This window comes from Actinomadura sediminis (genome assembly GCF_042675525.1).
Taxonomy (GTDB): Bacteria; Actinomycetota; Actinomycetes; order Streptosporangiales; family Streptosporangiaceae; genus Spirillospora; species Spirillospora sediminis.
In genome coordinates, this window is the sequence record NZ_JBHTJA010000002.1 from 70,731 (window position 1) to 83,249 (window position 12,519).

Sequence of the window (12,519 nt, forward strand, 5' to 3'; positions counted from 1 at the left end):
CTGTCAGTGCGTGGCCGGGGCGTGGACATCGGCCAGAACGAAGTAGTTCTCTTCCTCCTGGGCGAAGTGCAGCCGGAGGACGGCGTACATCTCCTGGATGCTCCGCCGCAGGTCATCGGTGGTATCCGCTGATGCGGGGCTTGCTCGAAGCTCGGCCGTGAGCGCGCCGATGCGCCGGGCCAGCTCGGCGATCTCGGTGTGCCCGCGGCTCATCGGGCCGGTCGGGTCGCAGCCGCCCAGCGCCCGCGCGACGGCGGGGTAGAGCAGCCGTTCGTCTTTGCGTTCGTGGGTGGCGAGGTCGGTCAGGAACCCGGTGAGGGTGCCGATCGCCGCGTCGCGTTCCCGGCCGGCGGAGGCGGTGATCGCGTCCGCCAGGGCGGGCAGCCGTTCGATCCGAGGCCACAGGGCCCGGTGCTCCTCGTCCAGCTGGCGGACGAGTTCGGCCTCGTCGCCGCGCAGGCGCGGGGCGCGGTCGCGGCCCGGGCCGAGGACGCGCAGCGCGGACAGGATCGCGGCGACGTCGATGCCCTCCTGGAGCAGCGCGCCCGCCGCCGGGGCCAGCAGCCCGAACGCCGCCGCGACCATCGCGGCCAGGGACAGGCCCATGCCCGCCAGGACGCTCTGCCGCGCCACCGTCCGGGTGCGTCGCGCGATGGCCAGGGTCTCGGCCAGCCGCTCCAGCCGGTCCACGGTGATCACCACGTCGGCCGCCTCGGACGAGGCCGTGGCGCCGCGGGCACCGAGCGCGACGCCGACTCCGGCGGCGGCCAGCGCGGGCGCGTCGTTGACCCCGTCGCCGACCATCACGGTCGCCGCGCGGGTGCTCTCGGCGCGGGTGACGCCGACCTTCCCGGCGGGTGTCAGCCCGGGGTGGACGGCGTCGGCGCCGACCAGCTCGGCGATCGGCCCGGCGACGTCCGCGCGGTCGCCGGTCACCATGACCGTCCGGGCGATCCCGGCGTGGCGGAGCAGCCGGAAGGTGCGGGGCGCGTCGGGGCGGAGGCGGTCGCGCAGAAGCAGCGCGGCCGCGATCCGCCCGTCAACGCCGACGAACACGGTGCTCGCGCCACGTGCGGCAGCGCGGCTCCGCACCCGGTCCAGCCAGGCGGCGTCGCCTTCCCCGGCCCAGGTCGCCTTCCCGACGCTGACCCGGTGACCGTTCACCGTGCCCCGCACGCCCTGCCCCGGGGTCTCGGTGACGTCGGACGGCTCGGTGAGCCGCAGCCCGCGTTCGGTGGCGGCGCGCACGATCGCCGAGGCCAGCACGTGCGGGGAGACCTGGTCGAGGGAGGCGGCGAGCAGCAGCGGGGCCGCGGCGGTCACGCGGCGGGTGGGGACGATCTCGGTGAGTGCGGGACGTCCGGTGGTGACGGTGCCGGTCTTGTCGAACAGCAGCACCCGGACACGGGCGAGGCGCTCCAGCGTGCCGCCGCCCTTCACCACGACACCGCGGCGTGCGCAGCGCGACAGGCCGGAGACGAAGGCGATGGGTGCCGCGATGATCAGCGGGCAGGGGGTGGCGACCACCAGCACCGCGACGGCCCGCACCGGATCCCCGGAGGCGAGCCATGCGGCCCCGGCCAGCAGCAGCGTGAGCGGCAGGAAGACCGCCGAGTACCGGTCGGCAAGCCGCACGAACGGCGCGTTCTCGGCGGCGGCCTCTTCCGCCAGCCGGACGATCCCCGCGTAGGTGCTGGAGCGGGCGTCGCTGGTGGCGCGCAGCGCGAACGGCCGGCCGGCGTTGACCGTCCCGGCGCGTACCGCGTCCCCGGCGGGACGCTCCACCGGCAGCGGCTCCCCGGTCAGCGTGGATTCGTCCAGGACGGCGGTCCCGGACTCCACCTGCCCGTCCACCGGGACGGTCTCACCGGCCCGGACCAGTAGCCGGTCGCCGGGCCGGACCTCGCCGACGCCGACCGTGTCCAGACCGGTGGCGGTCCGGCGATGCGCGACGCGGGGCGCGAGCGACAGCAGGGCGCCGAGGTCGCGGCGGGCGCGGCGCCCCGCACGTTCCTCCAGCAGCCGGCCGCCGGTGAGCATCACGGCGATCACGGCGCCCGCGAATGCCTCGCCGACGGCCAGGGACCCGGCCAGCGCCAGCACCGCGATCACGTCGCTGCCGAACCTGCGGTGCAGCAGGCCGTCCACGACCCACCACACCGCCGGGCCGAGCGCGAGCACCGTCACCAGCAGCCAGACGACGTCACCGGCGTCCGTGCCGGCCGTCCAGCGCACCGTGGCACCTGCCGCCAGACCTCCGCCGGTCACGGTGAAGAGCACGTCATGGCCGTGCCGCATGAGCGTACTTCGTGCGTCCATAGCGCCGCCCTTCGAGTCTCGCCTCCCACGCTCGCCGGTGATGACCGGGGTCGCCCAGGGGCGGACGGGCGGCCGCGGGCGCGCCGATCGGCCCGTCTTTCGAGGGCGGGTGGCCACCCGCCGGGGGGACTTCCGGCCCTACGAAGGCGGCGCCCCCGCGATGAAGCGGGGAACCCAGTGGCCGTGTTCACCAGCCCCGACACCCGACCTGCTGGGCCGTACGGAACCAGCCACCGCCGTGAAGAGGAGGACCCGATGACCGAGCCGATCGTCGTCGGCGCCGACGGATCCGACGACGCCGGTCGCGCCCTTGACTGGTCCGCCGACGAAGCCGTCCTGCGCGACCGCCCGCTGCACATCGTGCATGCCGTGGAGATCCGGCACTACAGGGCGCCCGTGTTCGCACCGCCCGAGACGCGGAGGACCTGAACCGTGCCGGCGACAGCATCCTGGCCGCCGCCCGGGACCGCGTCCAGAAGCGCCGGCCGGACCTGCTGACGGCGACCGCCTTGGTCACCGGTTCTCCGGCTCCTCTTGCCGAGCTCTCGGTGCCTCTCGCTCCGTGCCAGTGGGGACGAACGTCCCTCACCGCCACGTGCGAAAGCCCCTGTGCGGAGGCAGGAGCCGGAGAAACCGTAGAAGCGGACACCGAGTCTGCAAGGAGAAGATGATGAGCACCGTCATCCGCAGAGCCGCGCTACCCGCCCTCGCCGCCGGTGCCTACGCCGCTCTGGTCCGTCCTCGCCTGCTGCGTTGGGGCGCGACCGCCGAAGAGTCGGCGGCCGTGTATCCAGGCGACGACCTCGTTCAGGACGCGACGGCACAGTCGACCATGGCCGTCTCGTTGCCCGCGCCGCCGGAGGAGGTCTGGCCGTGGCTGGTCCAGATGGGCTGCGGGCGAGGCGGATGGTACAGCTGGGACCTGCTCGACCACGGCGGGCGGCCGAGCGCCGACCGCATTCACCTCGAATGGCAGGAAACGGCGCTCGGTGACCATCTGCCCACGGTGCCCGGCGGCGGATCCTGCTTCCTGGTCGAGATGCTCGATAAGCCTCGGACCCTGATACTGCGGGCCGACCTGGAATTGCCGTCCGGTAGGCCGTTCGACCCGCGCGGCCCCAGGCCCAAGGCCTACACCGACGGGATCTGGGCGTTCCACCTGCGGTCGCTGCCCGACGGCGGGACACGGCTGGTCGTCCGCACGCGCGGGCGGGGGAGCCCCGCCATGGCAGACCGCCTCGTCGCCTGGCTGTTCGGCGAGCCCGCGCATTTCATCATGCAGCACCGGCAATTCCGCAACCTTCGCCGTCGTGTCAGCGGAGACGGAGGCGGGCGCGGGCCTTCGGGTCAGCGTTTGAGAAGTGCCGCACGAGCGTGCGGTAAACGGCGAAATGGCAGGAGAAATTCGACGAAGGCCAACGTCGGCGATTGGATAATCGTGCGCGGCCACCAGGTGGGAGAGCCGGCCCGCAAGGCGCTGGTCCTCGACATTCACGGGACCGACGGCACCCCTCCTTACGTCGTGGAATGGGACGACGGGCACGTCAGCACCTACTTCCCGGCCGCGGACGCCGTCGTCGAGGCGCACGCGGCGACCGGTCGGCCGAGCTGAGGGATGCGCGCCATTCCGGAGACGGCCATGAGCGGGGAGGGACGATGTTCTCCGATCGGCGGGACGCGGGAAGGCAGCTGGCCGCCAGGCTGCACCGATACAGCGGCACGAACGTGCTGGTACTCGGGCTCGCCGGGGGCGGGCTCGGCGTGGCGGCCGAGACGGCCGCGTCGCTCGGCGCGCCGCTGGACGCGCTCGTCGTGCGCGAGCTCACCCTCTCGGACGGTGCGCCTGTGGGCGCGATCTCGGAGGGCCGGGTACGCGTTCTGGACGAGGCCGCCGTCCGGCAGGCGAAGGCCGGTGACGAGGAGATCCGAGGGCTTGAGCGGCGTGCGCGCGCCGACGCGCGAACGCTCGGCCTCCGGCTCCGCTCGGGCCGCCCGCGCCGTCCACTGACCGGTCGCGCCGCCATCGTCGTCGACGACGGCGCGGCGTCCCGGCCCGTTCTGGATGTGGCGTGCCGCGACGCCCGGGCGGAAGGCGCGGCACGGGTCGTCGTCGCCGTGCCCGCCGCGTCACCGGCCGACGTCGACAATCTGCGGACGGTCGCCGATGAGGTGGTGTGCCTTCTTTCCCCTGCCTTCTTTACCACGGCGAGCGACTTCTACCTGGACTTCAGGCCGGTCGCCGAGGCCGACCTCACCCGACTGATCGTACGCGCGGCCGAGTACACGGCCTGACGGCCATCGCGACCTGCAGCACGTTTTCGACACCGGCCGGCTGGCCGGCACCGGATGCCTGTCGACCTTTCCGGTCGACCAACGGAGGAGCATGCCGCGGCCGCCTCGTTCGCCCCGAACCCCGCCTACTTCGACCCGGCCGCGCTGTGCGAGCTGGCCGTCGAGGCGGAATGCAACGCCATCGCCAGCACCGTCGGCGTCCCGGGCCATGACCTCCCGGCGGTACGCGCACCGGATCCCGTTCATCACCAAGACCAACCACAACCAGCTGCTCAGCTATCCCAACACCTACGACCAGGTGATGTTCGCCTCCGTCCGGCAGGCGTTCGACCTAGGCGCCGTCGCCGTCGGGGCCACGGTCTACTTCGGCGCCCCCGAGAGCATGCGGCAGGTGCAGGAGGTGCGGGAGGCGTTCACCACGTGCACGAGCTGGGGACGTTCACCGTCCTGTGGGCCTACCTGCGCAACAGCGCCTTCACCAAGGACGGTGTCGGCTACCACGTCAGCGCCGACCTGACCGGGCAGGCCGACCACCTGGCTGCCACCGTCGAGGCCGACATCGTCAAGCAGAAGCAGCCGCAGAACAACGGCGGGTTCCGTGCGCTCGACTTCGGCAAGACGGATGAGCGGGTGTACGGCGAGCCGACCACCGGGCACCCGGTCGATCTCATGCGCTGGCAGGTCGCCAACTGCTACATGGGACGGGTCGGGCTGATCAACTCCGGAGGTGCCTCGGCCGGAGGCGGCGACCTGGCCAAGGTCGTCCGCGCCGCCGTCATCGACAAGCGCGCGGGCGGCATGGGCCTGATCGTCGGACGCAAGTCGTTCCAGCGCCCCCGGGACGAGGGCGTCGCGCTCCTGCAGGCCGTCCAGGACGTCTACCTCGACGACACCGTCGCCATCGCCTGGCCACAACCCGTTCGGGCTGGGAAGACGGGGTACAGGTTCGATCCCTCGATCGGGTGATCACTCACCCCTCGGCACCGATTCAGTGGCTTATGTGGGGAATACTGGCTATGTGCCTGAGGACTCTGACGCCGGCCGGGACCGGGCGCGGCTGATCCTGCCGCAGTTGCAGCTGGACGATCTACTGACCGAGCTCCAGGCGCGGCTGGAGGCGGCGCGGTCGACGCGGGACCGCGTGCACGCGCTGCTGGAGGCCGTGGTGTCCGTCGGCAGCGAGCTGGACTTGGAGTCGGTGCTGCGGCGGATCACCGAGGCCGCGACCACGCTGGTCGATGCCCGCTACGGCGCGCTGGGGGTGATCGATGAGGGAGGCGAGCGGCTGGTCCAGTTCGTTACGGTCGGTGTCGGTGACAAGGAGATCGAGGCGATCGGGCACTGGCCGCACGGTCACGGGATCCTGGGGCTGCTGATCCGCGAGCCGCATTCGATTCGCCTGCCCGATCTCGGCGAGCATCGCGATTCCTACGGCTTCCCGGCGAACCATCCGCCGATGCGGACGTTCCTGGGCGTACCGATCCGGGTGCGGGATGAGGTGTTCGGCAACCTGTACCTGACCGAGAAGGCGGGCGGCGAGGAGTTCGATCAAGAGGACGAGGTCGTGGTGACCGCGCTGGCCACCGCCGCCGGCGTCGCGATCGAGAACGCCCGGCTGTACCAGGAGGCGCGGCGGCGAGAGCGCTGGCTGGAGGCTTCACAGGAAATTTCCACGGCGTTGCTGTCGGGCACAGACCCGCACGAGGTGACCACGCTGGTGGCCCAGCGCGCCAGGGAGATCGCCGACGCCCATTTGGCGACGGTGGCACTGGTCGAAGAAGGAGACACCGATTTCGTCGTAGAGTGCGCGCACGGCGAGGGCGCCGACGATCTCGTAGGACTGCGGGTGCCCCTGGACCATTCGGTGGCCGGTCCGGTGTTCGCCGAAGGTGTGGCGTTGCGGCTGGCCGACGGGAACGCGGCGGCACATGAGGCGAACGTCCCAGAGCGGGTGCCCATCGGACCGCTGATCGTGGTGCCGCTCGGCGTGGGCGCCTCGGCACGCGGGGTGATCTCGGTGATCAACCCGCCGGGCGGCCCGGTGTTCTCCGAGGGGACGCAGCGGCTGCTGGAGGCGTTCGCCGGGCAGGCGGCCGTGGCGCTGGAGCTGGCCGAGCGGCGCCGCGACGCCGAGCGGCTGACACTGCTGGAGGACCGCGACCGCATCGCCCGGGACCTGCACGACACGGTGATCCAGCGGCTGTTCGCCACCGCGATGGCGTTGATGGCGACGCTGAAGCTGGTGCAGCGGAAGGAGGTGGCGGTGCGGGTGCAGCGCGCGGTGGACGACCTGGACGACACCATCCGCCAGATCCGCTCGTCCATCTTCGCCTTGCAGGTCGCCGACGAGGAGGAGTCGCTGCGCAGCCGGATCCACGCGCTGGTCGACATGGCCGCAGAGCAGCTGCAGTTCGCGCCGTCGGTGAGGCTGGACGGGCTCTTGGACACGGTGGTCGACGAGGAGACCGGCGAGCATCTGCTGGCCGTCGTCCAGGAGGCGCTGTCCAACGTGGCCCGGCACGCCCAGGCCACCGAGACGGCGGTGAACATCGATGTCGGCGACGATGTCACGGTGCGGGTCGAGGATGACGGCGTCGGCATACCCGAGGACGGCCGCCGCAGCGGACTCCGCAACATCGACGACCGAGCCAGGACCTTGGGCGGCACGAGTACGGCCGAGCCACGGCCTGGCGGCGGGACCGCCCTGACATGGCAGGTACCCCTCAAGCAGAACTGACCGGTCAACGGCTCGCCAACCCCTGACCGAGCACACACCGGATCGCCTTACCGGGCGCCGGTCTCCCCGGGCTTCGGCCGCCGGCCCCTCCGTAAGGGCCGTTGGTCACCTGATCAGGGAACTCCGCCCTGGATTGTCTATACCTCTCCCGGCGATAGTCGAAGTGAGCGAGACCATCGGAGGCAGGGATGACGGCGATCGGGCTAGACGACGTCCAGCACGACCGATCCGCATGGCGCGGGTTTCACGGCAGGACGTGGCGGGAGCACATCGACGTACGCGATTTCGTCCAAGCGAACTACATACCTTACGAAGGCGACGCCTCGTTCCTCCAAGGCTCCACGGAGCGCACGCGCGAGGTCTGGGGACGGATCGCCGCCATGTTCGCCGAGGTGCGCCGCCGCGGCATCCTCGACGTGGACGCCTCGACACCGTCCTCGATCACCTCGCACGCGCCCGGCTACATCGATCGTGACCGCGAGCTGATCGTGGGCCTGCAGACCGACGCGCCGTCATGCCGGACGGCGGCCTGCGCATGGTGGAGAAGGGCCTGGGGGCCGACGGCTACTACCTGGACCCGCCCGTCCGGACCATCTTCACCGCGTACCGCAAGGCCCACAACGACGGCGTGTTCGACGCCTACACACCCGAGATCATGCGGGCCCGGCGCTCGCACATCGTCACCGGCCTGCCGGACGCCTACGGCCGGGGGCGCATCATCGGCGACTACCGCCAGGTCGCGCTCTACGGCGTGGACCGTCTGATCGAGGCCAAGCGCGCCGACCGGCGCACGCTGGACGACCTGCCCTCCAGCGTCGACGTGATCCGCGACCGCGAGGAACTCGCCGAGCAGATCCGCGCGCTGCACGAGCTCAAACACATGGCTGCCTCCTACGGATACGACATATCCGGCCCCGCTCGCACCGGGACGCGAGGCCCTTCAATGGCTGTACTTCGGCTACCTGGCCGCCATCAAGGAGCAGAACGGCGCCGCAATGTCGCTCGGTCGCGCGTCCACCTTTTGCGATACCTACCTGCAACGCGACCTCGACGAGGGCCGTCTGGACGAGACGGCCGCCCAAGAACTGATCGACGACTTCCTGGTCAAACTGCGGCTCGTCCGGTTCCCGCGCATCGCCCGCCGCGGTATCGAGACCTCCAACCGGCTCGGCCGGCACCGCTGGGTCGTCGAGCGCACCGTGTCGTGGATGAATCGCTGCCGTCGGCTGCACCGCCGCTACGAGCGCAAGGCCGAGCATTTCCTGGCCTTCGTCGGCATCGCCGCCACCCTCATCTGCTACCGCCACCTCACCAAATGAGACGACGTCCTAGACCGTGTCCTACCTGGTGGGTTTGATTAGGCGTTGTAGCAGGTGAGGGCGGCGGCGAGAGCGAGAAAGATCAGGTATTCGCGGGGAGCGTTCGTAGCGTGGGGGCAGGCGACGGTAGCCGGTCAGCCAGGAGATGGTGCGCTCGATCACTCGGCCGATGCCGTCCGAGCCGTTTGCCGGACCGGACACCGATACGGGCAACGCGCGGGAGGGTTCCCACGGTGCGGAGCCATCGGCGCAGGCCGGGACGGTCGTATGCCTTACCGCGTGCAGAACGTCGGCCTGGCGGAACCAGGCCCGTTTTGGGGCGTGTCTCGTTGGGAATCCGGCCAACATCGGCGCCAGGCTGTGCACGTCGCAGACGTTGCCCGCCGAGACGCCCACCACGAGGTGCAGCCCGGTCGCGTCGGACAGAACAAGCAACTTGGAGCGGTTCCCCTGGTCGACGGGACTGGGCACGGTATGCCCGCCCCACTTTCTTGAGCGCAGTGCCTCCGTCTCGGGGAGCCCGAATCGGGAGCCAGCACACTTCGCCCGCCCCGGACTGGAACGACGTGGGCAGGGCGTTTGTGCAGGTGAGAGGCTCCCCGATCGACTCAGGCCGACGTTAATCGACTTTCTTTTCTGCCGAGAACTAATGTTCTGGGGATGATGTATCCCGGGTCGCATGCCTGTCAACCCGTCGGTTCGGCGGAGACCGCCGATGCGCGACAGTGACCGCCATGACGTCCGAGAACGCCGCGAGCGCCGCCGGCCTGCGGATCCGTCCGCCGCGCCAGGAGCGCAGCCGTCAGGTGTGGGCGCGGATCCCGGACGTCGGCGTGCAGGTCGTCGAGGAAGGTGGGTACGAGGCGTTCACCATCGCCGCGGTCTGCGGGCGCGCCGATGTCGCGCCGCCCACCGTCTACGCCCGTGTCGACACCAAGGACGCCCTGTTCCTGGCCGTCTACGAGCACGGAATTGCGCAGGTCAGCGCCTCGCAAGAGGTTTTCAGTGATCAGCGGCGGTGGGACGGCCTCGCCCCCGAGCGCCTGGTGAGGGAAGCGGTCACCGAACTCGCCGGAGTGTTCTTCCGCCATGTGCGCTTCCTGCGGGCCGTGGTCCTGATCTCCGGTGCGCATCCCGAGGTCGAGCGGCGCGGTTCGGTCCACGCCCGCCGGCTGGGCGAGGAGTTCACCGCCGTCCTGCTGCGCGCCGCCGACCGCATCGCTCCCCGGACCCGGCCGCCGCGGCCCGCGCGTGCTTCACCATGCTCTTCTCCGCGCTGGTACTCCGCGTCGCCTACGAGTCCGGCTTCACCGCGCCGGCGACCACCGACGAGGTCTTCACCGCGCAGCTCGTCCAGATCGCGGCCGGCTACCTGCTGAACCCGCCCATCGGGCACGGGCCGGCGAGCCACTGAGGGCAAGCGCAGGAGGCGCCGGGGGGCGTGCCGGGGCCGGTCGAGTTCGAGACCGGGTTTCCGATCGCGCCGCCGGTCATGCCCGACCGGGACCGTTATCCGGTCCGCGTCCGGTTCTCCGCACGGTATTCGGCTCCACCTGGGCGGCTGTTAGCGCTATCTGAATGGGCCTTCAGCCGTGGACCGGGCCGTGAGGGGCGTGTTGGAGAGCCGGGCCGAACGGGCCTGCTCTTCCTGTGATCCGTTGTGTGTCCGGAATGCGAAGGCATTGACACGGCCGCGCGTTAGCGCAAACATTCGCTCAGCGCATTCGGGACGTGGAGGCACGATGGGCGAGTCGACGGCCAGGGGACCGGCCGAGGGACGGCGGGTCCTCATGGAGGACGTGGCGGCGCTGGCCGGTGTCTCTGCCATGACGGTCTCCCGCGTCCTCAACTCGCCCGAGAAGGTGCGCGCCTCCACCCGCGCCCGGGTGCTCGCCGCGGTTCGCGAGCTGGACTACCGGCCGAACGTGGCCGCGCGAGTTCTGGTGACCGGACGGTCCGGAGTGCTGGGCGTGGTCAGCTTCGACACCACGCTCTACGGTCCGGCCTCGACGGTGTACGGCATCGAGCGGGCGGCGCGCGAGCACGACTACCTGATCAACATCGTCAGCCTGGACACGCTGAACCGGCGGTCGATCGGTGAGGCCGTCGAAAGGCTGCGCGGTCAGGCGGTCGACGGCATCATCATCGTGGCGCCCCATGTGTCGGCGGCCCAGGGGCTGCGCGGTCTTCCCGCGGAGCTGCCGATCGTGGTGGTCGGCGCGGCCGAGGAACTGCCCTTCCCGCTGGCCGCGGTCGATCAGCACGCCGGGGCGGCGCAGGCCACGCGCCATCTCCTCGACATGGGCCATGAGACGGTCTGGCACCTGTCCGGCCCGACCGACTGGGTCGACGCCGACGGGCGGGTGGCGGGCTGGCGCGCGGCCCTGGCGGCGGGCGGGTGCCGGGAACCCGTTCCGCTGGTGGGCGACTGGACTGCCCAGTCCGGGTACGACCTGGGCAGGACGATCGCTCGCGATCCGTCCGTCACCGCGGTGTTCGCCGCGAACGACGCCATGGCCCTCGGTCTGCTGCGCGCACTGAGCGAGGCGGGCCGCCGGGTTCCCCGAGATGTCAGTGTCGTCGGCTTCGACAACGTCCCCGAGTCCCCGTTCTTCGCTCCGCCATTGACCACCGTCCGGCAGAACTTCGGTGAGGTCGGGCGGCACGCGTTCACCCTGCTGATGGACCGCATCGGCCGTCCCGGCACGGTCGGCGCCCACAATCGGCGCATCGTCGCCCCCGAACTCATCGTCCGCGAGAGCACGGCCGCCTTCCGAGGCTGAGCCCCGTCGTCGTCCGCCCAGTCCTGTCCGCTCACTCTTAATGTTAGCGCTAACACGCTGCCTTTCGCGCATTTCCAAGCCCACCGAAGGAGTACCCCCAATGTTGCGACGAATTCTCGCCGCCGTCACGAGCGCCGTGCTCGTCCTGACGGCCCTGACCGCCTGTGGCGACTCAGGCTCGGGATCCGGCTCCGGCTCGATCACCCTGGGGTTCTCCCAGGTCGGAGCCGAGAGCGGCTGGCGGACGGCGAACACCAGGTCGATCAAGGAGGAGGCCGAGGCGGCCGGGATCGACCTCAAGTTCGCCGACGCCCAGCAGAAGCAGGAGAACCAGATCGCGGCGATCCGCTCCTTCATCAAGCAGAAGGTCGACGTCATCGCCTTCTCGCCCGTCGTCGTCACCGGCTGGGACGCGGTCCTCAAGGAGGCGAAGGCCGCCGGCATCCCGGTCGTGCTCACCGACCGCGCGGTGGACTCCGACCCGTCGATGTACGTGACGTTCCTCGGCTCGGACTTCGTCGAGGAGGGCAGGAAGGCCGGCCGGTGGCTGGTCGAGGAGAACAAGGACACCAAGGAGCCGGTGAACATCGTCCAGCTCGAGGGGACGGTCGGCGCGGCCCCGGCGATCGACCGCAAGAAGGGCTTCGAGGAGGTCATCAAGACCAACCCGAACCTCAAGGTGATCGCCTCGCAGTCCGGTGAGTTCACCCGCGCCAAGGGCAAGGAGGTCATGCAGGCCCTGCTGAAGGCGCACAAGGACATCGACGTGCTGTACGCGCACAACGACGACATGGGTCTCGGCGCGATGCAGGCGATCGAGGAGGCCGGGCTCAAGCCCGGCGACGACATCAAGATCATCACGGTGGACGCCGTCAAGGACGGGATGCAGGCCCTCGTCGACGGCAAGTTCAACTTCATCGTGGAGTGCAACCCGCTTCTGGGCGGACAGCTGATGGAGATCGTCAAGAAGGTGCACGCGGACGAGCCCGTCGAGCGGCGGATCGTCACCGAGGAGACGGTGTTCGATCAGGAGGCCGCGAAGAAGGCCCTTCCCACCCGCAAGTACTGA

General features: G+C 70.7%; 8 protein-coding genes and 4 pseudogenes. 11 read left to right on the forward strand and 1 reads right to left on the reverse strand.

Annotated features, from left to right (window positions below; all coding sequences use genetic code 11):
• Window positions 1–3: 3 nt before the first annotated feature.
• On the reverse strand, window positions 4–2,319 hold the full coding sequence (locus ACFQ11_RS02020; protein ID WP_378295984.1) for a heavy metal translocating P-type ATPase: 2,316 nt from the start codon (window positions 2,317–2,319) through the stop codon (window positions 4–6).
• Window positions 2,320–2,574: 255 nt separating this feature from the next.
• Here ACFQ11_RS02020 and ACFQ11_RS02025 point away from each other — a divergent pair, with 255 nt between their 5' ends.
• The 11 genes and pseudogenes from ACFQ11_RS02025 (at window position 2,575) to ACFQ11_RS02075 (ending at window position 12,519) form a co-directional block, all read left to right on the forward strand.
• Entirely contained in the window at window positions 2,575–2,748 is a 174-nt protein-coding gene (locus tag ACFQ11_RS02025) for a universal stress protein (protein ID WP_378295985.1), read from the forward strand.
• Window positions 2,749–2,989: 241 nt separating this feature from the next.
• Entirely contained in the window at window positions 2,990–3,931 is a 942-nt protein-coding gene (locus tag ACFQ11_RS02030) for a DUF1918 domain-containing protein (protein WP_378295986.1), read from the forward strand.
• 44 nt (window positions 3,932–3,975) lie between these two features.
• A complete protein-coding gene (locus ACFQ11_RS02035; RefSeq protein ID WP_378295987.1) occupies window positions 3,976–4,611 on the forward strand; it encodes a phosphoribosyltransferase family protein in 636 nt (211 codons plus the stop codon).
• A 208-nt stretch (window positions 4,612–4,819) separates the two neighbouring features.
• Window positions 4,820–5,577: pseudogene (locus tag ACFQ11_RS02040) on the forward strand (class I fructose-bisphosphate aldolase).
• A gap of 106 nt (window positions 5,578–5,683) precedes the next feature.
• The gene (locus ACFQ11_RS02045) at window positions 5,684–7,348 is read left to right on the forward strand and encodes a GAF domain-containing sensor histidine kinase (RefSeq protein WP_378295988.1); all 1,665 of its coding nucleotides are present in this window, start codon (window positions 5,684–5,686) and stop codon (window positions 7,346–7,348) included.
• 188 nt (window positions 7,349–7,536) lie between these two features.
• A pseudogene (locus ACFQ11_RS02050) lies at window positions 7,537–8,213 on the forward strand (pyruvate formate lyase family protein); the annotation flags it as partial.
• A 19-nt stretch (window positions 8,214–8,232) separates the two neighbouring features.
• Window positions 8,233–8,469, forward strand: a pseudogene (locus ACFQ11_RS02055) (pyruvate formate lyase family protein); the annotation flags it as partial.
• Between the two features lie 6 nt (window positions 8,470–8,475).
• Window positions 8,476–8,667: pseudogene (locus tag ACFQ11_RS02060) on the forward strand (transposase); the annotation flags it as partial.
• A 734-nt stretch (window positions 8,668–9,401) separates the two neighbouring features.
• Window positions 9,402–10,046: a TetR/AcrR family transcriptional regulator gene (locus ACFQ11_RS02065; RefSeq protein WP_378295989.1), complete on the forward strand. Its 645-nt coding sequence runs from the start codon at window positions 9,402–9,404 to the stop codon at window positions 10,044–10,046.
• 411 nt (window positions 10,047–10,457) lie between these two features.
• Window positions 10,458–11,450 (forward strand): LacI family DNA-binding transcriptional regulator, encoded by a 993-nt coding sequence (locus ACFQ11_RS02070; protein WP_378296170.1) that lies wholly within the window; start codon window positions 10,458–10,460, stop codon window positions 11,448–11,450.
• A 100-nt stretch (window positions 11,451–11,550) separates the two neighbouring features.
• Entirely contained in the window at window positions 11,551–12,519 is a 969-nt protein-coding gene (locus ACFQ11_RS02075; RefSeq protein WP_378295991.1) for an ABC transporter substrate-binding protein, read from the forward strand.